Origin of the sequence: Acidovorax sp. LjRoot117 (genome assembly GCF_964252695.1) — a bacterium.
In the GTDB taxonomy this organism is placed as follows: Bacteria; Pseudomonadota; Gammaproteobacteria; order Burkholderiales; family Burkholderiaceae_C; genus Acidovorax.
This window is the reverse complement of record NZ_CAXUPO020000001.1, coordinates 300,069-321,774: the sequence shown is the minus strand read 5'-3', so window position 1 is coordinate 321,774 and position 21,706 is coordinate 300,069. Positions and strand designations below refer to the sequence as shown.

The 21,706-nt window shown below is 67.2% G+C and carries 17 protein-coding genes; 9 read left to right on the top strand and 8 right to left on the bottom strand.

Translation table 11 applies throughout. From position 1 onward, the window contains the following. Positions 1-47 precede the first annotated feature (47 nt). Entirely contained in the window at positions 48-605 is a 558-nt protein-coding gene (locus ACSQ3D_RS01460) for an HNH endonuclease (RefSeq protein ID WP_056415989.1), read from the top strand. Between the two features lie 44 nt (positions 606-649). Here ACSQ3D_RS01460 and ACSQ3D_RS01455 read toward each other — a convergent pair whose 3' ends face one another. Next, a complete protein-coding gene (locus ACSQ3D_RS01455; protein ID WP_436125674.1) occupies positions 650-1,960 on the bottom strand; it encodes a tetratricopeptide repeat protein in 1,311 nt (436 codons plus the stop codon). Positions 1,961-2,159: 199 nt separating this feature from the next. Then, the gene (locus tag ACSQ3D_RS01450) at positions 2,160-4,130 is read right to left on the bottom strand and encodes a sensor histidine kinase (protein ID WP_436125673.1); all 1,971 of its coding nucleotides are present in this window, start codon (positions 4,128-4,130) and stop codon (positions 2,160-2,162) included. Positions 4,131-4,309: 179 nt separating this feature from the next. Here ACSQ3D_RS01450 and ACSQ3D_RS01445 point away from each other — a divergent pair, with 179 nt between their 5' ends. The 3 genes from ACSQ3D_RS01445 to ACSQ3D_RS01435 all read left to right on the top strand — a co-directional run bounded on the left by ACSQ3D_RS01445 (position 4,310) and on the right by ACSQ3D_RS01435 (position 8,674). Beyond that, positions 4,310-4,999, top strand: coding sequence for a response regulator transcription factor (locus ACSQ3D_RS01445; protein WP_396502969.1), 690 nt, complete (start codon positions 4,310-4,312; stop codon positions 4,997-4,999). 169 nt (positions 5,000-5,168) lie between these two features. Continuing rightward, the gene (locus tag ACSQ3D_RS01440) at positions 5,169-8,039 is read left to right on the top strand and encodes an IPTL-CTERM sorting domain-containing protein (RefSeq protein WP_436125672.1); all 2,871 of its coding nucleotides are present in this window, start codon (positions 5,169-5,171) and stop codon (positions 8,037-8,039) included. Positions 8,040-8,134: 95 nt separating this feature from the next. Continuing rightward, on the top strand, positions 8,135-8,674 hold the full coding sequence (locus ACSQ3D_RS01435) for a DUF3617 domain-containing protein (RefSeq protein WP_056161846.1): 540 nt from the start codon (positions 8,135-8,137) through the stop codon (positions 8,672-8,674). A gap of 106 nt (positions 8,675-8,780) precedes the next feature. Here the strand turns inward: ACSQ3D_RS01435 and ACSQ3D_RS01430 are convergent, their stop codons facing one another. From ACSQ3D_RS01430 to ACSQ3D_RS01415, 4 genes are all read right to left on the bottom strand, one after another. After that, complete coding sequence (locus ACSQ3D_RS01430; protein WP_436125671.1) at positions 8,781-10,172, bottom strand: alpha/beta fold hydrolase; 1,392 nt, start codon at positions 10,170-10,172, stop codon at positions 8,781-8,783. A 78-nt stretch (positions 10,173-10,250) separates the two neighbouring features. Further along, entirely contained in the window at positions 10,251-11,366 is a 1,116-nt protein-coding gene (locus tag ACSQ3D_RS01425) for an acyl-CoA dehydrogenase family protein (RefSeq protein ID WP_436125670.1), read from the bottom strand. Positions 11,367-11,390: 24 nt separating this feature from the next. Next, positions 11,391-12,572, bottom strand: coding sequence for an acyl-CoA dehydrogenase family protein (locus ACSQ3D_RS01420; RefSeq protein WP_436125669.1), 1,182 nt, complete (start codon positions 12,570-12,572; stop codon positions 11,391-11,393). A 47-nt stretch (positions 12,573-12,619) separates the two neighbouring features. Continuing rightward, positions 12,620-13,327 (bottom strand): YceH family protein, encoded by a 708-nt coding sequence (locus tag ACSQ3D_RS01415; RefSeq protein WP_436125668.1) that lies wholly within the window; start codon positions 13,325-13,327, stop codon positions 12,620-12,622. Positions 13,328-13,351: 24 nt separating this feature from the next. On the opposite strand from ACSQ3D_RS01415, the gene purN reads away from it, so the two are divergent. After that, a complete protein-coding gene (gene purN / locus ACSQ3D_RS01410) occupies positions 13,352-13,945 on the top strand; it encodes a phosphoribosylglycinamide formyltransferase (RefSeq protein WP_436125667.1) in 594 nt (197 codons plus the stop codon). Positions 13,946-14,067: 122 nt separating this feature from the next. On the opposite strand, the gene ACSQ3D_RS01405 is transcribed toward purN, so the two are convergent. Continuing rightward, positions 14,068-14,334 carry a DUF1653 domain-containing protein gene (locus ACSQ3D_RS01405; RefSeq protein ID WP_056161860.1) on the bottom strand — a complete coding sequence of 89 codons (267 nt, stop codon included), beginning with the start codon at positions 14,332-14,334 and terminating at the stop codon, positions 14,068-14,070. A gap of 169 nt (positions 14,335-14,503) precedes the next feature. On the opposite strand from ACSQ3D_RS01405, the gene ACSQ3D_RS01400 reads away from it, so the two are divergent. The 3 genes from ACSQ3D_RS01400 to ACSQ3D_RS01390 all read left to right on the top strand — a co-directional run bounded on the left by ACSQ3D_RS01400 (position 14,504) and on the right by ACSQ3D_RS01390 (position 19,420). Beyond that, the gene (locus ACSQ3D_RS01400) at positions 14,504-16,357 is read left to right on the top strand and encodes a M48 family metalloprotease (RefSeq protein ID WP_436125666.1); all 1,854 of its coding nucleotides are present in this window, start codon (positions 14,504-14,506) and stop codon (positions 16,355-16,357) included. A 223-nt stretch (positions 16,358-16,580) separates the two neighbouring features. Further along, on the top strand, positions 16,581-17,852 hold the full coding sequence (locus tag ACSQ3D_RS01395; protein WP_436125665.1) for an RsmB/NOP family class I SAM-dependent RNA methyltransferase: 1,272 nt from the start codon (positions 16,581-16,583) through the stop codon (positions 17,850-17,852). A 353-nt stretch (positions 17,853-18,205) separates the two neighbouring features. After that, on the top strand, positions 18,206-19,420 hold the full coding sequence (locus tag ACSQ3D_RS01390; RefSeq protein WP_436125664.1) for a DesA family fatty acid desaturase: 1,215 nt from the start codon (positions 18,206-18,208) through the stop codon (positions 19,418-19,420). Between the two features lie 105 nt (positions 19,421-19,525). On the opposite strand, the gene ACSQ3D_RS01385 is transcribed toward ACSQ3D_RS01390, so the two are convergent. Then, the gene (locus ACSQ3D_RS01385; protein WP_436125663.1) at positions 19,526-19,942 is read right to left on the bottom strand and encodes a hypothetical protein; all 417 of its coding nucleotides are present in this window, start codon (positions 19,940-19,942) and stop codon (positions 19,526-19,528) included. Positions 19,943-20,177: 235 nt separating this feature from the next. Here ACSQ3D_RS01385 and ACSQ3D_RS01380 point away from each other — a divergent pair, with 235 nt between their 5' ends. Continuing rightward, complete coding sequence (locus tag ACSQ3D_RS01380) at positions 20,178-21,683, top strand: PLP-dependent aminotransferase family protein (RefSeq protein ID WP_436125662.1); 1,506 nt, start codon at positions 20,178-20,180, stop codon at positions 21,681-21,683. Positions 21,684-21,706 lie beyond the last annotated feature (23 nt).

The window sequence follows — 21,706 nt, the reverse complement described above, 5'->3', positions numbered from 1 at the left end:
TCCGCGTTCCCATTCCTTGTGATCATTCTTGTTCCAGGAGGCGTGTTTTGAAGGTCTTGAAGCTGTCGGCCCAAGGGCTGCCCCAATCATGGATTTCGCTCGAACAGGCGGTCATCCACTACGCCGCCGATGAGGTGCGCTGGGAATCAGGCGCCCACATCGCCCGGTTCCGCGGTGGGTACAACGCTGTCACCGGCGAGCAGTCGGTGATCGCGGTGAACAGCATCATCGGGACCAAGGGAGTGCCGGGCATCAACCCGTTCGACCTGAAACCGAGCCTCACCAACAGCAAGCTCTTCGCCCGCGACCGCAATGTCTGCGCCTACTGCGGCGGCCATTTCCACGAAGAAGACCTCACGCGCGAACACATCGTGCCCTTTGCCCGCAACGGGCAGGACCACTGGATGAACGTGGTCACGGCCTGCCGCCCCTGCAACCACCGCAAGGGCCCGCGCACCCCCGAGCAGGCCCACATGCCGCTGCTGTACGCGCCCTACATCCCCAGCCTGTGGGAAGACTTCATCCTGCGCAACCGGCGCATCCTGGCCGACCAGATGGAGTTTCTGATGGCGCATGTGCCGAAGTCGTCTCGGCTGCTGGGGTAGGCGAGACCACCGGACGGCCCGTCCGGATGGCGGGCCGCCTCGCGCTATGTCGATTTGTAAGCAGTGACGATGAAACCCGCCACAGGCTGCTGGTTTTCATGGCGTAGCACGGTTTCTTCGATCTCAATCCTGGTAAAACCTGCTGACTTGCACAGGGCTTCCACGTGGCTGCGTTTGTGCGCATAACGCCCGCTGGGCAGCAGGGCCAGGTCAGGGCCAGCTTCGTCAGCCAGTTCGCACGAAAAGATCAGTTCTCCCTCGTCAGCGAGCACCCGGAATGCGTTGGGAACAGCTTGGCTGATGTCCCCCGCATAGATGAAAACATCCAGCGCAGCGATCACCTGGTACAGGCTGTCGGGCGTCTGGCGCAGTGCGTCATGCAGGTTGACCGTATGAAAGCGGTCATAGACGTTGTGTCGCCCCGCCTGCTCGATCATCTTGAGCGACAGATCCACCCCCACGAGCGCGCCATCCAGGCGACCAAGGCAAACGCCCAGCAAACCGGTGCCGCATCCCAGATCCAGCACGTTGATCTTTTTGTCAGGATGGCGCGCCAGAATCTGGTCCGACACCTGCTTGGGCAACTGGTAGTTCAGACCGCGGACCATGTGCATGTCATAGAACTCGGCCATGCCGTCGAACAGTGGACGGGTGAGATCGGCGGGGTATTCGGCAGGCGTCTCGCCCCGTGCAATCTGATCGTAGTATTGGTATACCTGATTTTCGGGAGCCAGCGTCAACAGCGCCTTCGTGTCTTTCTGCGCTTCGGCATGCTGACCTGCGGCGATGCGTGCTTGCACGCGACCCACCAAAGCTTGCCGGTCTTCGGGGTTGTGTTCCACAAGGACGGTCCACAGCGAAGTGGACTCTTCGTGCTGACCCAGTTCGCTCAGGTCGCGCGCCAGCAGACGGTGCAAAGCGATATCTCCAGGCACCAAATCCAGACCACGGCGAAGGTGGCGCACTGCCATATCCAGGTTGCCCGAACGGTGGGCAATGTCCACCACACCCGCTAGCACCTGCAGGTTGTGGGGCTCGATAGCGGCCACTTTTTCAGCCGTTTCCACAGCTTCCTGAAACTGATTCTGGCGCGCCAACAACAATGCAAGTTCCAGCAGTCCGGGCCCCCAGGCGGGTGCCATCGCCACAGCCTTGCGCAGCGCATCGAAAGCGCCTGGCACATTGCCCGCTTTTTCTGCAAGCAGCCCACCGAGCATGTACACGCGCGCATCCTGAGGCCACGCTGCGTTGGCCTTGTTGAGCGTCAGTGCAGCGTTCTTCAGATCGCCCTTGGCGATCTGCTCGCGGGCTTTGGTCAGGTGCTTGAGGTTGGGGTCGTTCGCTGTAGCGCTCATAAGTGCATAAAGGTTGCGCCAGACCGCCGCGCAGTCTGGAGGGCTCTGGAAGCCCGGGTAAGTAGGAGGGCAAAGAAGGGATTATCCAGGATTCGCAACCAGGCACTGGCGCATCCAAAACCGCTGGCTTGCGCCGTGCTCGGTTGCTTGGCACTACTCCTGACTTGGTGTGCCTTGCAGGCGCGGCGCCGTCGTTACGTCACCCGTCACTGGGAGGCGTTCGCCCCACGCGCTGCGCGCCCAGCGTCAGCGTGAAGCACGCCCCCTCTCCCGGGCGTGACTCCACCGTGATGTCGCCACCATGCAACCGCGCGATGCGGCGGGTCACCCACAGGCCCAGGCCAAAGCCCTTGCTCTGGTCGGTGCGGTCACCGCGCTCGAACCGCTCGAAGATGCGGTTCATCACCTCCAGCGACATGCCCGAGCCTTCGTCGGCCACCGAAATCTCCAGCAGGCCAGAATCGGCCTTGCGGGCTGCGATGAAGATCTCTCCGGCGGCGGCGTACTTGACCGCGTTGTCCACCAGGTTCGACAGCGCAATCCGCACCAGCGTTTCATCACACACCCACTCCTGCGGCGCCGCGTCGGTGAAGAGGCGCAGGTGGTGGCGTGGAGACCAGTGCACCAGTTGGGCCGCGTGTTCCAGCAGATCGGCGATGCGCACGGGGGCGGCCTGCAGCGAGAATCCCGCCGTGTCCAGGCGCTCGCTGATGAGGCAGCTGTCCACCAGAGAGACCAGGCGCCTGCACGCACGGCGGATCTGGGCCGCGCGGTCCTTCTGAGCGGTCAGATCGGGCGAGGGGAAGGCCTGCTGCTCGGCCGCAGCGCTGTCCACCACGGCCAAAGGCGTCCTGAACTCGTGGCTGATCATGTGGAAGAACTGCCGCTGTTCGAGCCGCAGCTCCCGCTCGTTGCGCAGCGCCTGCCCCAGTGCGATCTGGGCCTGCGACAGCTCCGAGGTCCGCTGTTCGATGCGCTCTTCCAGCGACTGCTCGGACTGCGCGAGCCGCGCGATCGCCAGGTCCTTGACGCGCTGGATATCGCGGTAGCGCACCACCAGCCCCACGAACACCGCGCAGGCGATCAATGCGGTGAAGATGATGACCTCCAGCTGCCACAGGGCGGTGGCGTCGATGTTCCAGTGCAAGGCGCCGGTCTGGATGATGGTGATGGGCACACCCGCCACCGCATGAAGGCCGTAGGCTGCAAGGAGCAGGGTGTGCAGCGCCCGCCGCTCGCGCCTTTGCAGCGCGAGCAGGCACAGGGCGATCGCTATCACATCGCTGGTGATCAGCGACAGCAGATTGAGCCAGGCCACGGACCCATAGAACCCCAGAGGAACACTGAGCGTTCCTGCCAGATTGAGCGCGACCAGTCCGATGAGCACCTGGTCCGTGCGGCGGTAGCGGCTGGTGCGCGACAGCTGCTGCCGGATCTGCCAAGCCAGCGTGGCGGCGAGCAGGAAGGCACCGATCCCGACGGCGTGGCTCGCCAACTGCGTGAGGGACGGCGGTGCCCAGAGGCTGGCGTACCCGCGCACATTCAGGATGTGGACGAAGCTCACGGTGCCGAGTACGGCGAGGGCCCACAGCGTGTGGGTCCGAAAGACGGCCGCACCAGCCCATATGCCCAGCAGCAGCGCGGCCATGGCGCCGAAGAAGAGCCCCATGGCACGTTCCGAGCCTGCCACGGCGGTCGCCAGGGCCTGCGTGCCCAATACGATGCCCTGCCATTGCATGGCGCTCGTGGTTTCGATGCGGATGATCGCGGTGGCACCGGGCGTCAGGCGGAACAGGTGTTGGCGCACGCCCGATTTCTGCAGGGAGGGCACATGGTCGCCGCTGATCTGCGCGGACCAGTCCCCGGTGGCGCTGCGCTGGTACAGCGTGATGGAGTCCAGGTAGGTGGGCTGCGCCAGCAGCCACAAGGCCCCGTAGGCAGCGTCCGGCGGCAGCGCCGGTACGTCAAAGCGCAACCACACGGGGTGGTTCAGGTAGCCAGCGCTGAGCGAATGGCGCAAGCGCGAGACACCCTCGGCCGCGCCGGCCGTCGCCACATCGTCGGGGCCCAGCCGGCGGTCCGGATCATCCAGCCGGTCCATCGGAACGTCCCACCCCAACTGCCAGCGAGCAGCAGGCTGCAGTGCGTTGGCGTGTGAAAACAACGCCATGAAAACAAGCAGCCCTACCAGCAACCGTGGGCCCAGCCAATGGGCAGCGCGTGGCCATGTTCTGAGGGACGCGTTCATCGTGAGTATTCGTGAGTTCTTGTGCATGGCTCGGTGCAAAACGCACTGCGACAATAGTACGTATCCAACTGTTTCCAACCCGCGAAGCCCCCATTTTTTCCATGTCTGCCGAAGCCACGATCGCAGTCGTCGAAGACGACGAGGACATCCGCAGCAATGTGTGCAGCTATCTTGCGCGCTCGGGTTTTCGCGCGTGGGGCGCCGAGTCGGCCGAAGACTTCTACGTACAGCTGCTGCGCCAGCACGCTGACCTGGTGGTGGTGGACATCGGCCTGCCCGGTGAAGACGGTCTGAGCCTGCTCGCGCGGCTGGCCGCCCAAGGCGTGTCCACGGTGCTCATGACAGCCCGCGCTGATCTCGACAGCCGCATCGCGGGGCTCGAGGCCGGTGCCCTGCAGTATTTCGTCAAGCCCGTCGACATGCAGGAGTTGGTGGCCGGTATCCGCTCGCAGCTGCGTAACAGGCGGCTGCAGGGACAGGGCATGGGAGACGCCTCAGCCGCCGTGCCGTGGCAGCTCGATGCCTCGGCAGCCACGCTGCGCGCACCCAACCAGCAGGTGGTGGCCCTGACCACGAGAGAGCTGGAACTGCTGTCGTGCCTGCTGGAGAGCCCTGGCGTGCTGGTGAGCAAGCAGCTGCTGGTGCAGGCCGTGGGCGGGCGCAATCTGGACGACGACTTTCATCGCATCGAGTCGGCCCTGACGCGCCTGCGGCGCAAAACGATGGACGACACCGGCCTGGCATTGCCGGTGCGCGCAGTCTTTGGAAAAGGGCTCGTGTTCGCCACATGAATTGACCCACCACACGCAGGCCGGTTGACGAGGCGCTGAACGCTCCGAACGACCGCCTTTCCCCCCCCCCATTTTTTGGTTGTGCATGCCGCAAGGCAGGGCGCAGCCTGGGCCGGACTCGGCCCGCAGGTTTTGACAACAGAGACTGGTTCACAGAGGAGATGGCAAATTGATCACCGAAAATTTTCCTGCGGGGACGCGCGAAGGGCCTGCCAGGTTCCTGCGCCACTTGGGCGTGTTGCTGCTGGGTTTGCTGGTGCTGGCGGCCACGGCAGGTTCCGCGCGTGCGGCCTTCGTGAACGGCGGCTTCGAGAACGACCTGGCCAACTGGAACGTCCGGCACCTGCGTGTGCCCAGTACCGGCATTCCCCTGGCCAACTTTCCGCCGGACACCGAAAGTGATCTCGGGCTCACGACCAACACGACTTCCACGCCCGCTCCCACCGATGCGGTGGGCAATGGCTCCGACACCAACGTCAATGGGCAGGTGCGCTTTCCGCTGTACGGCGCCAAGAGCGCGCGCGTCAACTACCTGGGTGCCCAGAACCGCGCTGCGTCCATCGACCAGACGGCCGTGATGACGCTGGGCGACGTGGACCCGTCCGACGGCAAGGCGCATGTGCGTTTTGCGATTGCGCCCGTGCTGCAGAACCCCGGGCATTCGGGGCAGGAGCAACCGTACTTCTTTGTCGAGGTGTACAACATCACCAAGAACAAGCAGCTGTTCTACACCTTCAACTTCTCCGGCCAGTCGGGCGTGCCGTGGCAGACGGTGGGCGGCTTTCAGTACACCAACTGGCAGACCATCGACATCGCGCCAGGTGCGGGTGTGCTCGATGTGGGTGACCAGATCAAGGTCACGGTGATCGCCGCGGGCTGTAGCCAGAGCGGGCACTCCGGCCACATCTATGTGGATTCCGGTGCAGGGCTCACCAATCTGCCCGGTCCTGGCATCAAGGCCGATGCGCCTGAATACGCAGCCGCCGGCAGCAGCGTGGCGTACACGTACTCCTATTCGAACCAGGGTGACGTGCCGCTGACGAGCACGGTGGTGACCATCGTGTCTCCGCAAGACAACACGGCCGGAACTCCCAAGAACCTGCGTGTGGACCCGGCCAGCGTGCCGGGCTCCTGCACGGTCAATACCTCCGGGGCGGCAGGCAACCAGATCGACACCGTGTCGTGCCCGGTCGGAACGCTCAACCCAGGCAGCAGCGGAACGATCCCTCTATCGTTCATCACACCAGGTACCACCACGGGCCCCATCAACCACGGCAACTACTCCATCGTGGGCGATGCCATCTCGCCCTTGCTGGGGCCGCTGGTGCAAAGCCAGATCACGACGGACCCCCTGGTCGACCTGAGCGTGAGCCTGTCTGATGGGCAAAGTGCAGTGATCTGGGGCCAGGCCCTCACGTACACCATGTCCGTGACCAACCTGGGCCCCACGGCGGTGCCGGCGGGCACGACCATCCAGGAGTCCGCTCCCTCGTCGTTGACCAACATCACCTGGACCTGCGCAGCCAGCGGGGGCGCGGTCTGCCCGGTGCCTTCGGGCACCGGCGCGGTGAGCCAGATCCTGCCGGACCCGGTGCCGGTGGGTGGCACCCTCACGTACACGATTTCCGCGCAGGCCGACCCGGCAGGCAGCGGCGCCGGCACCATCCTGCACACCGCGGCCGTGACCGCGCCGGTGAGCGTGAAGGACCGCGAGAGCTCCAACAACACCGCCACCGACTCCGACCCCGTGGGCCTGGGCTTGTTCAATCTCGCGGTCAACAAGATCGGCACGGGCACGGTGACGTCGGTGCCTTCGGGCATCACCTGCGGCGCCACCTGCACCACCGACGCGCCGGGCGGCTCGCAGGTCATCCTGTACGCCACCGCGCCCTCCGGATCGATCTTCTCGGGCTGGAGCGGCGGTGGCTGCTCCGGCACAGCCACCAGCTGCACCGTGTCCATGGATGCTTCCAAGACCGTGACGGCCAACTTCACGGTGCCCCTGGACGTGACGCCCGTGGTGGGCGCCAACGGCTCGGTCAGCCCTGCCGTCACGCAGCCCGTGGCACCGGGCGGCACCACGTCGTTCACCGTGACGCCCAACGCGGGCTACGCCCCCGTCATCACCGACAACTGCGCAGCCGGCGGCACGCAGACCGGTGGCGCTCTGGTGGGCAGCACCTACACCACCAACGCCATCGCGCAAAACTGCACGGTCAACTTCAGCTTTGTGAATGCCGGCGTGGCCACGGTCACGCCCACCGTCGGCACCGGAGGCTCCATCACGCCCAACGCGCCCAAGACGGTGGTGATCGGCGGCTCTGCCGCCTACGTGGTCACGCCCACCACCGGCTACAGCCGCGGCACGCCCACCGGCACCTGCCCTGCAGGTACCTGGTCCGGCACGACTTACACCATCGCTCCGGTGGCGGCCAACTGCTCGGTGAACTTCGTGTTCATCGGTCCGGTGGCGGTCACGGCATCGGTGGCCTCGGGCAGCGGCGTGGTCAGCCCTGCGTCGCAGTCGGTGGCCGTGGGCGGCACGGCGGTGATCACCCTCACGCCAGGGGCCGGGCAGCGCGCCACCCTGGCGGCCGGCAGCACCTGCACGGGCGGCAGCTTCAATGCCGACACCACGGTCTACACCATCCCCGCCGTGGCAGGCGCTTGCTCCGCAGCTTTCGCGTTCGTGCCCAACCCGGTGGTGACCGGATCGGTGCTGTCGGGCACCGGCACGGTGTCGCCGGCGTCCCAGTCCGTGATGCCCGGCGCCAGCGCCGTGTTCACGCTCGCTCCCGGTGCCGGCATGCGTGCGGCGCTGGACGCCTCCAGCACCTGCACGGGCGGCAGCTTCAACGCGGGTTTCACCACCTACACCGTGCCCGCCGTGGCGGCGGACTGCACCGCAGTGTTCCGGTTCGCACCGGCCATGGCGGCAGGCCCTGCGTCCATCCCCACCTTGTCCGAGTGGGGCATGATCATCCTGTCGGCTCTGCTGGCACTGATGGCCTGGGTGCACCGGCGCAGATTCGGCGGCTGACGCAGCCGAAGCCCTCGATCCGAAGTGCACTGGTGCACTTCCGAACCGTGCCAGGGTCCCTGCGTGGGGCTTTGGCACTCCACTTGTCTCGATCCATGAAAAAAATCGCGTTGGCCGTTGCGGCTGTGTCACTGTCGTTCGGCGTCGTCGTGGTGCCGCTCGCCCATGCCGATGCCCTGCCGGTGCGCAAGCCCGGTTTGTGGGAGGTGTCGATCATCGGGGCCGGCCAGTCCGTCATGCGCCAGCAGAAGGTTCTGCAGTGCACGACGAACGACGTGGATGCCGTGACCATGCTCGCCGTGGTGCCTGGCCAGGAGCATTGCCACGAGACTGCGGTCAAGAAGGAGGGCGGCCAGTTCACTGTGCAGACCGTGTGTTTCGTGCACGACAACCGGGTCACCGCGCGCATTCGGCTCAGCGGTGACTTTCAGCAGTCCTACCAGGGCGACTTTGAAGTGGCCTATTCAAAGCCCGTCGCCAACAACGCGCCGGGAGTGACCCAGTTCAGCGGGCGCCGCGTGGGGGACTGCAAGGCGGGCATGAAGCCATCGGACATGGTGCTGCCCAATGGCATCACGGTGAACATCGTCGAGAGCCTCAAGCAGAGCGCAAGCCACGAGGGGCATCGGCACTGAGCCTTGGCCCGGCCCCTGGGCCGACCGAATGCAAAAAACCCCACAGGTGCACCCTGTGGGGTTTTTTATTGCGCGCTTGCCTTGCGCTGCCGACGAAGGCCGGGCGTTACTGGCTGATCTCCAGCATCACCACATGCCCCTGGGCTGCAGGCCAGGTCTGGCCCACTACACGCTCGCCGTTGAACTCGGCGGCGATGGGGCGCTGCCCGCCCGCGGGCTTGATCTTGGCCGACGCGGCGCCGGCACCGGCCGGCACGCCGGCGGGCGGGGCGCCGTCCAACAGCATCTTGTCGCGTGCAGGGTCCAGGTAGCCGCGGGGGCGGGTCAGGGTGACGATGGCATCGGCGGTTTTGTCCGCGTCGGCGATGCGTTCGGGGCGCAGGTGGATCAGCTCGCTGCTGCGGGGAAAGCCGCTGCGGTAGATGTGGGTCGTGGCGTAGCCGGGCGCGGAGATCACGAACTCCAGGGGCATGCCGGGCTGGGTGGTCAGCGGGCCCCACCGGCCGTCCGTGCCCACGGTCTTCTTCAGCAGAGCGCCACCGGTGCGGGCGCCCGTGGCCGAGTCGGTGGCGTACACCTCGAGCTGCGCGCCGGGCAGGGGCAGGTTGTTGCTGAAGTTGCCGGTCTTCGCATCGGCCGAGTCCACGCCCAGGCCGGTGATCTTGCCGTTCAGCACCACGGATTTTTCGGCCGCGATGTCGGTGCGCGCCGGGGCCTTGCCGGTGATGAAGCGGTAGGTGGCTTCGAACGCGGCGGGCGAGTATGAGGTCTCGCGGTGGTCGATGCGCGGGATCACCACGTTGGTCGCGCCCTTGAGCTCGGGCCCTGCGGCGGTGACGTTGGTGGGCGTGCCTTTCTGGCCGATCCACAGGCCGTCGGGCTGCGCGAACTTGTCGTTGTTGTCCGAGCGGATGGTCATCCACTTCACGGGGCCGCTCACCTCGTCGCCCGCGGCGTTCTTGGGGGCGTTCAGGGCCTTGAGGAACGGGCCGGTGCCCGAGAATTCGTTGCCTTCGCGAAAGCCCGCGATCGCCCACACGCCGTGGTTGGGCGTGCCGCCCAGGATGGCGTGGCTCACGGTCTTATCGCCGCCGCCGTTGTAGATGTAGTTGCGGATCGCGTTGCCGCCGCGCGAGTTGCCCATCAGCACGACCTGGCGCGCGCCGGTGGCCTTGATCACCTTGTCCACCTCGGCCTTCAGGTAGGCCATGTGCTCGGCTGCGGAGGTGCGACCCGGCTGGGGCTTGGCGTCGTCATCGCGCGAGAGCGGGTAGGGCACGTCGATGGCGTGCAGGCGCTCGCGCGGCCAGCCGTTGGACTCGAAGCGCCAGGCGGTGGTCTGCCACAGCGCGGCGGTGTCGCCGTTGCCGTGCACGAAGACGATGGGCGGGGCCTCGGCCAGGCTGGGGCTGCGGGTGGCGCAGCCGGCCAGGGCCAGGCCGGCGGCCACGGCCGTGGCGAGCAGCAGGGACCGGCGGGGCAGGAAAAGCGTGTTCATCGGAGGGTCTCCAGAAATAGAAAATGCCCGTGGACCGGGGAATCCACGAGCATGGCATGCGGGTGTTACGCGCCTGCGTCAGGCAAACACGCCCGCCGTGTCCTGCATGCGGGCCGACACTTCGCCCAGGTGGTGCAGGGTGTCGCCGAACGTCATCTCCAGCTGCGTGAGCTTCTTGAAGTAGTGGCTGCCGATGTATTCGTCCGTCACGCCGATGCCGCCGTGCAGCTGCACCGACTGCTGGCCGACGAAACGCATCGACTGGCCCAGCTGTACCTTGGCGCGCGCCATGGCGGCGCGGCGCTCGGCGGCGGGCGCGCCGAGTTTCAGGCTGGCGTAGTAGCTCATCGAGCGGGCGAGCTCGAGCTGCATCTTCATGTCGGCCACGCGGTGGCGCAGCGCCTGGAAGCTGGCGATGAACACGCCGAACTGCTTGCGCTGGTTCATGTACTCGACGGTGAGCGCCACCGTCTTGTCCATCACGCCCACGGCCTCGGCGCAGGTGGCGGCGATGCCGGTGTCCACCGCCAGCTCCAGCGCGGCCAGGCCGTCGGTGGTGATGAGCGTGGCGGGTGCGTTGGCCAGCTGCAATTCTGCTGCGCGGCTGCCGTCCTGCGTGACGTAGCCCCGCGTGGTCACGCCAGCGGCGGAGCGCTCGACCAGGAAGAGGGCGATCTTGCCGTCCAGCTGCGCGGGCACGATGAAGGCATCGGCCTGGTCACCGGCGGCCACTATGCTTTTGGTAGCTGTCAGCGCATGTCCCGATTGCGCTGGGGCCGCTTTGGCTTCGCACACATCCAGGCGGTAGCGCGCCTTGCGCTCTTGGTAGGCCAGCACCACCAGCGCCTCGCCACTGGCCACGCGGGGCAGCCAGGCGGCTTGCACGTCGGCCGTGCCGTACTGCGACAGCACGCTGCTGGCGATGAAGGCCTGAGCGATGGGCTCGAGCACCATGCCGCGGCCCAGTTCCTCGGCCACCACCATGGCGTCGATGGCGCTCTGGCCCAGGCCGTCGTGGGCCTCGGGCACGGTGAGTGCCGTCAGGCCCAGCTCGGCCAGCTCGCCCCAGGCGGCGCGGTCGAAGCCGCCAGCGGCCACGGCAGCGCGGCGGCGCTCGAAGGTATAGCCCTTGTCCACCCACTTGCGCACGGCATCGCGCAGTTGTTCCTGGTCGTCAGAAAAATCGAAATCCATGTTCTTGTCTCCTGGAACTTGGGTTCAGCCGAGGACGGTCTGAGCCACGATATTGCGCTGCACTTCGTTGGAACCACCGTAGATCGTGGTCTTGCGCAGGTTGAAGTAGGTGGACGCTAGCGGCGCGTTGGCGGTGACGCCGCCGGGGAAGTTTCCTTGCCAGCCGGCTTCCATCGCTTCTTCGATGAAGGGCAGGCTGAACGGGCCGGCGGCCAGCATCATCAGCTCGGCGTAGCGCTGCTGTATCTCGCTGCCGCGGATCTTCAAGAGGCCTGCGATGTCGAGCGAGTTCTTGCCCGACTTTTCGGCCGACAGCACGCGCAGCACCAGCATTTCCAGCGCCACGATGTCCACTTCGAGCTGCGCGATCTGGTCACGGAAACGCTGGTCGTCCCACATGCCTTCGGCCTTGGCGATGCGCTTCAAGCGCTCCAGCTCGCGCTTGCTGCGGTTCACATCGGCGATGTTGGTGCGCTCGTGGGACAGCAGGTGCTTGGCGTAGGTCCAGCCCTTGTTCTCTTCGCCGATCAGGTTCTCGGCGGGCACTTCGACGTTGTCGAAGAACACTTCGTTGACCTCGCACTCGCCGTCGAGCAGCTTGATGGGGCGCACGGTCACGCCCTTGGACTTCATGTCCAGCAGCAGGAAGGAGATGCCGGTCTGCGGCTTGCCTTCGGTGCTGGTGCGCACCAGGTTGAACATCCAGTCGCCGAACTGGCCGAGCGTCGTCCAGGTCTTCTGGCCGTTGACGATGTACTTGTCGCCCACGCGCTCGGCGCGGGTCTTGACCGAGGCCAGGTCCGAGCCCGAGCCCGGTTCGCTGTAGCCCTGGCTCCACCACACTTCGCCGCTGGCGATGCCCGGCAGAAAGCGCTTTTGCTGCTCGGCATTGCCAAACGCCATGATCACCGGGGCCACCATCACCGGGCCGAAGGGGATGATGCGCGGTGCGCCGGCCAGCGCGCACTCTTCTTCGAACAAATGCTTTTGCACCGCCGTCCAGCCGGGTCCGCCGAATTCCTTGGGCCAGCCGAAGCCCAGCCAGCCCTTCTTGCCCAAAATCTTGGCCCAGCCCTGCAGATCGTCGCGGGTCAGGCGCAGGGCGTTGTGCACCTTGTGCGAAATTTCTTTCGGTAGATTGGCGTGTACCCAGGCGCGAATGTCTTCGCGGAAGGCCTGTTCTTCAGGGGTGAATGCGAGATCCATGCGGTTTGTCTCCAAGTGATCCCGCATTTGTAGCACGGTCGTTCGTTTTAGTCCTGTCCGGGTGGTGACATTCCGTCGGCCATGCCCAGCTCGGCGCACAGCCGCTGCACCGTGGCCTGCAGGGCGGCCACTTGGCCTTCGAGGGCGTCCACGCGGGCCTGCAGCGCGGCGGGTGCCTGGCTACCGCTACTGCCACCACCGCTGCCGCTGGCGGCAGGCGCGGCGGCGCTGCTGTCCACCGGGCCGCACAGCAGGTGCGCCCAGCGCTGCTCGCGCGCACCGGGGGCACGCGGCAGCAGCACGACCAGCGGGCCGCCCTTTTCGGCACTGCGCTCCTGCAGCTCGTCCAGAAAGGCCTCGACCGACGAGATATCGGCAAAGCGGTACCAGCGCTCGGAATTGATGCGCAGCTCGCCCGCCGTCTGGGGGCCGCGCAGCACCAACAGGCCCAGCAGCACGGCCGACTGCTCGGGCACGCCCACGCCGCGCTGAAAGTTGTGCTCCCAGCGCGTGGTGCGGTTGCCGCTGCTCTCGAACGCCAGCGTCAGGAGCTTGAGCGAGTCCAGCGCTTCCTGCGCCTCGGCGTCGCTCAGGTTCATCACCGGGTCGCGGCTGGTCTTCTGGTTGCAGCCGGTGACCAGGCCGTTGAGCGACATGGGGTAGCTGTCGGGCACGGTGCGGGCTTTCTCCATCAGGGTGGCCAGCACGCGGGCTTCGGCGGCGGTCAGGGGGCGGGTGGTCGGGTCGAAGGGCATGGCTGGGATAATCCGGTGCAATTTATGAAGAACAGCGTCAAGAACATCGTCATTTTGATCTCAGGCGGCGGCTCCAACATGGCGGCCATCGTGCGCACCGCGCAGCAAGAGAACTGGCAGCAGCGCTACGGCGCCCGCGTGGTGGCCGTCGTCAGCAACAAACCCGAGGCCGCCGGCCTGGCCTTTGCGCGCGAGCAGGGCATTGCCGCCGAGGCGCTGGACCACAAGGGTTTTGCCAGCCGCGAGGCCTTCGATGCCGAGCTGGCCACGCTGATCGACCGGCACGAGCCCGCATTGGTGGTGCTGGCAGGCTTCATGCGCATTCTGACCCCCGGCTTCGTGGAGCGGTATGCGGGGCGGCTGATCAACATCCACCCGTCCTTGCTGCCGGCCTTCACCGGCCTGCATACGCACCAGCGCGCCATCGATGCAGGCTGCAAGGTGGCGGGTGTCACGGTGCACCAGGTGACTGCAGAGCTCGACGTCGGCCCCATCCTGGACCAGGCCGTGGTGCCGGTGCTGCCCGGCGACACGGCCGACGCGCTGGCGGCCCGCGTGCTCACCCAGGAGCACGTGATCTACCCCCGCGCCGTGCGGGCGCTGGTGCAGCGGCTGTAGGTGCCGCGTCCGACAGTTTGCTATTGATTTAATAGCTGATATCGCTTGTCTATCAAGCGGTAGAGGCCATTTTTGCGCTGAAAACACGGCCATGCACTGCCATGGCGGTGCACAGGGCCGTATCAGCCATGGGATGCAGGCGGCACCGATCCCTCTTCGCACTTCACAAAGCGGGGTCGCAGCACGCCGTCCACCAGCACCGGCTCTTCGAACATGGCGGCCGGCCGCACCCACAGGCCGTGCCGGCCATACAGCGCGCGGTACAGCGTCATCGGCTCCAGGGTCTCGCTGTGGCGCACGGTGTCGATCACTTCGTAGAGCATGCCCTTGTAGTGGCGGTACAGGCCGGGCGGGGTGCTGATCAGTTCGGGCAGGTCGTCGTCGTTCATGGGTGCGTCTTGGTGTCTTGGTGATTGGTGGGTGGTTCGTTAGGATGCGGGGTTGTGCCAGCTTCAGCATTTTGTGCGGCGGCGGGGTGGCCCCCGTCCGGCACGGGGTTTGCCAGCGGGCTGCCCGGCACAGAAAAATAAGCAACCATACAGAGGGAGAGGGACACCCGTGGATCAGGCAGATTTTGTGCACCTGGTGCGCATGAGCGAGCATGCCAGTGCCGACAACAGCCGCGCCTACCGCCGCAGCGTGGCCGCTTTTGCGGCGCTGGGCTATGCGTGGGTGCTGGGCTGCCTGGCGCTGGCCATCGGCATCGTGCTGTGGGTGGTGCCCCAGGTCCTGCACGGGCGCTTTCGGCTGGCCATGGTGTGGCTGCTGCTGGGGGCGGTGGGCCTGCTGTGGGTGAGTCTGCGGGCGCTGTGGGTGCGGCTCGAGCCCCCGGGCGGCGTGGAGATCACGGCGCTGGAGGCGCCGGAATTGTTCGAGGCGCTCGAGCGCATCCGCCGCAAGATCAAGGGCCCGCCCATCCACACGGTGCGGCTGGACAGCGAGTTCAACGCCAGCATCCAGCAGGTGCCCCGCTTTGGCCTGCTGGGCGGCGCCGTCAACCACCTGACTATCGGGCTGCCGCTCTTGATGGCGCTGGACCGGCCGCGTTTTCTGGCGGTGCTGGCCCATGAATACGGGCACCTGCGCGGCGACCATGGCCGCTTTGCCGCCTGGATCTACCGCACCCGCCTGTCGTGGATGCGCCTGAACCACAGCCTGTCCGATGACGGCGGCCCGGCCGCAGCGGCCACGCAGGCCTTCATGCGCTGGTATTTTCCGCGGTTCTCGGCCAAGACCTTCGCGCTGGCGCGCCAGGACGAGTACGAGGCCGACCGCATCGCCGGCCGCCTGCTGGGCCGCGAGGTGACGGCAGCGGCTCTGGCCGAGATCGAGATCCGCGGCGCCTGGCTGCACGAAGAGTTCTGGGGCCAACACTGGTGCGGCGCCGCAGGCAACCCGCTGCCCGTGGGGCCCTACCGCGGCATGCGACGCCGCCTGGCCGAGCCGCCGGACGCTGCCTTTGCCAACGACGCGATGCGCCAGGCGCTCAAGCGCATCAGCAGCGTGGACGACACCCACCCGGGCCTGCGCGACCGCATCGAGGCACTGGACGCCGCGCCCACCGTGCCCGACTGGTCGCGCGGCAACGCGCTGGGCCTGCTGGGCCCCGAGGCCAAGCGCTGGGTGGCGCATTTCGACAAGGAGTGGTGCCGCGACAACGCCACCGAATGGAAGCAGCACCACGCCTGGCTGGAGCGCGTGCGCGCCCGCGCGGAGGCGCTGGGCGCGTCCACCGCCCAGAACAGCGCGGCCGAGCTGGTGGAACTGGCGCGCCTCAAGCGCCACCTGGACCCGCGTGCGAATGTGCGCCCACTGTACGAGACCGCGCTGGAACGCAGCCCCGAGCATCCGGCCGCCTTGCGCGGGCTGGTCACCTGCCTGGCCGACGACGACCGCGACGGCAAGCTGGCGCTGCTGCACCGGCTGTGGGACACCGCCAGCGGCGACCGCTTCTGGGCCGCCCGCACGGCGCTGGCCGAGCTGGAAACCCCCCGCCTGGGCAAGGAGCACGACGCCGCCGCCTTCAAGCAGTGGCGCAAGCGCCTGGAGCGCGCGCAGGAGTCCGAGGACCGGGCGTGGGAGGAGCTGTCGGGCACCTCGTTCTTCAGCCAGATCTCGCGCCACGACCTGAGCGAGTTCGAGCTGGCCGAGCTCAAGGCCGAGCTGGCGCGCTGCGCCCCCCTGGCCCGCTGCTGGCTGGTGCGCAAGAACCTGCGCGAGTACGCCCAGCGCCGGGCTTACCTGCTGTTCGTGGAGTTGCCGGGCCTGGACGACGACAGCCGCTACCACCTGTGCCGCGCGCTGGAGCGCAACCTGAGCATCCCCGGGCCCACCCTGGCGCTGTGGGCGGGCGAGTCGCCCACGCTCAAGGAGATTCAGCGCTACGCGTTCGATCCAATCTTCACCAGGTAGATGCATAAGCCCCCCTGAGACGCTTCGCGTCTTCCCCCCAGGGGGACGCCACCGGTGGCCTGGCAAAGCCAGTTCCACGGTGGCACTGGCCTGGCGCGTGCCTGTTTCAGCCTCTGCGCACCGTCTTTGCGCTTGAACCCGGCGCTGCCAAATGCCAGCGGTCCCCGCGCAAGGGCCGCCCCGCCGCGATACAGGGGGGGTTCCAGGGTGGGACAATAGAGGGATGCACCCCAAAGTTCTTCTCGACGCCTGCGCCGAACTCGTCCGACTCACCCTCACCTTCGAACACCCCGCCGACGCGGTGGTGTCGCGCTTTTTCCGTGACAACCGGGGCCTGGGGCCCCGCGAGCGGGCCACCCTGGCCGAAACGGTCTACACCGTGCTGCGCAAGAAGCTGCTGTTCGACCACATGGCCCCCTCGGGCTCCGGCCCCAAGGAGCGGCGCCTGGCCATCCTGGGCTTTCACGGCCCGCGCGACTTTTTGAACGGCGCACTGACCGACCAGGAAAAGAACTGGCTCGACCAGTGCGACGCCGTCACGGTGGACGAGCTGATGGAGCGCCACCGCCACAACCTGCCCGAATGGCTGGTGCAGCCCCTGAAGGACCAGCTGGGCACGGGCTTCTGGCCGCTGGTGGAGAGTTTGTCGAACGCCGCGCCGCTGGACCTGCGCGTCAACGCGCTGCAGGACAAGCGTGCCGATGTGCAAAAGGAGTTGTCCAAGGCCGGCATCAAGGCCGTGCCCACGCCGTACTCGCCATGGGGCCTGCGCATCGACGGCAAGCCGGCGTTGACCAAGCTGGATGTCTTCACCCGCGGCGCCGTGGAGGTGCAGGACGAAGGCTCCCAGCTGCTGGCCCTGCTGCTCGACGCCAAGCGCGGCGAGATGGTGGTGGACTTTTGCGCCGGTGCCGGCGGCAAGACGCTGGCCATCGGTGCCAGCATGCGCAGCACCGGCCGCCTGTATGCGTTCGACGTGTCGGGCCACCGGCTCGATGCCTTGAAGCCCCGCCTGGCCCGCAGCGGACTGTCCAACGTCCACCCCGCAGCCATTGCCCACGAGCGCGACGACCGCGTCAAGCGCCTGGCGGGCAAGATCGACCGCGTGCTGGTCGACGCGCCGTGCTCGGGCCTGGGCACGCTGCGCCGCAACCCCGACCTCAAGTGGCGCCAGACGCCCAAGGCCGTGGAAGAACTGGTGGCCAAGCAGACCGCCATCCTGGCCAGCGCCGCGCGGCTGCTCAAGTCCGGCGGCCGGTTGGTGTATGCCACCTGCAGCATCCTGCCGCAGGAGAACGAGGCCATCGCCGAGGCCTTCAGCGCCGCGCACCCCGACTTCGTGCTGGTGGACGCGGGCGAGCTGCTGGCCCAGCTCAAGGTCGAGGGCGCTGCGCAGCTGTGCAGCGGCGGCGAGTCCGGCACTGGATATCTGCGCCTGTGGCCCCATGTGCACCAGACGGACGGATTCTTCGCCGCGGTCTGGACGAGGAAGTAAGCCCCCTGGGCCGCTGGGCGTCTTTCCCCAATGGGGACGTCAGCGGTGGACCGGTAAAGCCGGTTCCAGGGTGGCACTGGCGCTGGCACAGGCCGCGCCGGTGCCACCGAGGGGCCGACGCAGGCCGTGCCGGTGCGGCGCAAGTGACGAAACGGGCGTGGGAGCTGCGGTTTTGCCGTGTCGCGCAGCCTTTCTGGCACAGGGCTTGCATGGCGTTGTCGTGAAGGCGACGCAGGGGCCAAGTCACTCTGGCTACTGTGGATAACCTGCAGTCCCGAATGGGGTCCGCGCTTTAAAATTGACAGTCCCGCCGCCGCTGGTGCCCGGGTGTTTTGTACAAGGTTTTTTTGAATATGCTGTTACCCGACTGGGCTGTGCTGAACGCGGCCATCGATTGGCTGGGCCACGGGCTGTGGGATCTGGCCTGGTGGGAGATCGTGCTCTACACGCTGGCGACGACGCACATCACCATCGCGGCCGTGACGATCTTCCTGCACCGCTCGCAGGCACACCGCTCGGTGGACCTGCATGCGATCCCGTCGCACTTCTTTCGCTTCTGGCTGTGGCTTGGCACCGGCATGGTGACTAAGGAGTGGGTCGCCATCCACCGCAAGCACCACGCCAAGTGCGAAACCGTGGACGACCCGCACAGCCCGCAGACGCGCGGCCTCGATACCGTGATGTGGCGCGGCGCCGAGCTGTACCGTGCGGAGTCGAAGAACCTGGAGACCATGAAGAAGTTCGGCCACGGCACGCCCGATGACTGGATGGAGCGCAACGTCTACACCCGCTTTGGCTGGCAGGGCGTGGGCCTGATGCTGGTGCTCAACCTCGCGCTGTTCGGCGCGGTGGGCGCCGCCGTCTGGGCCGTGCAGATGCTGTGGATCCCGTTCTGGGCGGCCGGTGTGGTCAACGGTGTGGGCCACTACTGGGGCTACCGCAACTTCGAGGCGCAGGACGCGAGCACCAACCTCTCGCCCTGGGGCGTGATCATCGGCGGCGAAGAGCTGCACAACAACCACCACACCTATCCCACGTCGGCCAAGTTCTCGGTCAAGCCGTACGAATTCGACATCGGCTGGGTCTACATCAGCCTGATGCAGAAAGTGGGCTGGGCGACCGTGAAGAAGATGCCGCCCAAGCTGCAGTTGGGCGACGTGAAGCCCGTAGCCGATGAAAAGACGCTGGAGGCCCTGATCGCCAACCGCTACGAGGTGATGGCCGGCTACGCCCGCGGCGTGCGCCAGGCCTGCAAGGAAGAGATCGCGGCGCTCAAGGCCCGCCAGGCGGATGTCTCCGTACTGACCGCCGCCAAGCGCTGGCTGCACCGCGACGCCGAGAAGGTGCCGGCCGTGGCGCTGCCGCAGCTGGCCCAGGCGCGCGCTGCCCACCCGGCGCTCGACAAGATGGTCACCATGCGCGAAGAGCTGCGCCAGCTGTGGCTCAACACGTCGCAGTCGCGCGAGCAACTGACGGCCGACCTGCAGGCCTGGTGCCGCCGCGCGGAAGAAAGCGGCATCGCCGCGCTGCGCGAGTTCTCGCTGCGGCTGCGTGCTGCACAGGCCTGACCCAGCCCGTGCCCCGTGCTCAAGGCCTTGCCATTCGGCAAGGCCTTTTTCTTTGGCCGCGCACCACAAGCGCTGAGCGATGCGTGAGGGAGGGATGACCGGCGGCTATCGCAGCGCGGGCACGTTGCCGAAGGTGTGGTCCTGCGCCGTTTCATCGCGGCCTGCCAGGGCTGTGCGCAGCAGGTGCCGCGCCTGGCGCCAAAGCCCGGGTGCGGGCGTGCGTTCGATCACCTGGATCTCTGCGCGGCAGTGCAGGGCGTTGGCCACCTGCACCCAGGCGGCCTGGGTGGCCCCGCCGGCTGCCAGATGTTCGCCCGCCCCCAGGCGCGTCTGCGGCGGGGTGTGCAACGCGTGCCCGCAGTCTCGTGGCGCGAACCGAAGCGACACCTCGCCCTGGGTGGCGTGCAGCACGCTGCCGGGCGGCAGGCACAGCCACAGGCTCTGGCCGGGGGTGAGGCCCAGGGTGACTGCGGCCGCTGGGCTGGTGCATGGTGTGGCGAGTGGAGTGGGGTGCTGTGGCATGGTGCGTGCTCCTGAAGAAAGTGGCGGCAGTGAGGCTGTAGCGTAGAAAAATCAGCCCCACCGGAACAGGTACACGGCTGTGCCGTAGCAGGTAGAACAGCAGCGATTGCCGACATGCTGTTATGGTCCTGTTCGCGCCTTCCTGTATCTGTTCTCGCAGAGAGGGCTCGGGCACGATGCACTGAACGGCTGCATGGCCCGCGCCACGGCTCGGCAGCAGCACCCCTTACCCGCCATGCCACCTTCCACCGATTCGCGGGATGCCCCGCTCTACCGCCAACTGGCGGCGTTGTACGAACAGGCCATCGCCGCCGGCAGCCTGACGCCCGGCATGCGCATGCCGTCGGTGCGGGAGTTGTGTCAGCGGCACCAGGTCAGCCTGACCACGGCGCTGCAGGTGCTGCGCCACCTCGAGTCGCTCGGCTGCGTCGAGGCACGCGAGCGGGTGGGCTACTTCGTGCGGGAGCCGGGGGACCTGGCATTGCCCCGTGCGCGCGAGCCCGAACTGCACGAGCCCTTGGCCCACGACCCGCGGGTGTTCGCAGGCATCAACGAGCGCATTTCCGGCTTTCTCGAAAAAGCCCGCCGGGCAGGCCCGCTGCCGCTGGACCTGGGCAGCGCCATGCCCGCGCCGAGCCTGTTCGATTCCGCTGCGCTCAACCGCCTGGCCCATGGTCTGCTGCGCGAGCAACCGGACATCCTGGTGTACGGCCCGTCGGCGCCCACCACCCACCCGGACTTTCAGCAGGCCATGGCGCGGCATGCGCTGACCTTCGGTGTGTGCATTGCGCCGGGCGACATCGGCGCAACGCTGGGCAATTCCGAGGCGGTGAACCTGGCGCTGGATGCCGTGGCCGAGCCGGGCGACGTGATCGCGGTCGAATCGCCCACCTTCTTCGGCATCCTGCAGGCCATCGAGGTGCGGGGGCTGCGCGCGCTGGAGATCCCCTGCAGCCCGCACACCGGCATGTCGCTCGAAGCCCTGGAGCTGGCCGCGCGCAACGAGCCCCGGCTCAAGGGCGTGGTGGTGGTGCCCCACCTGCAGATGCCGCAGGGCAGCGTGATGCCCGATGCGCACAAGGAGCGCCTGGTGGCGCTGTGCGTGGAATACGGCATGGCCCTCATCGAGGACGATATCTACCGGGAGTTCGTCGAGTCGCCGCACGTGCTGCGGCCCGCCAAGGCCTGGGACCGGCAGGGCGATGCAGGGCAGGTGATCTATTGCGCATCGCTCAGCAAGAGCTTTGCGCCCGGCCTGCGCCAGGGCTGGATGAGCGCGGGGCGCTGGCAGGCCCGTGTGCAGATGATCAAGTTCGCCCGCACGCGCAACATGCAGACCTGGTCGCAGCTGCTGGCTGCGCGCAGCGTGGATTCGCCCGCCTACGAGCGCCACATGCGCCGCATGCGTGCGCAACTGCGCATCCAGCGCGAGCAGGCCGCCCGGGCCGTGGCCCGCTACTTTCCGGGGGGCACCCGCCTGAGTTTGCCTCCGGGCGGGCTGAGCCTGTGGCTGGAGCTGCCGCAGGGCATATCGTCCACGCGGCTGTATGACGACGCACTGCACAACGGCATCCGCGTTGCGCCGGGGCCCATGTTCTCCAACACCGGGCGGTACGAACATTTTTTGCGGCTAAGCTGCGGCATGCCCTTCACGGCGCAGGTGGAAGCGGGCTACCGCACGCTGGGCGCCTTGATGGCTGCGCAGCTGGCCGAGCAGCCTGCTGCGCGCAGGGCGGCATAAGCGGCCAGCAGCAAGGCGAGGCG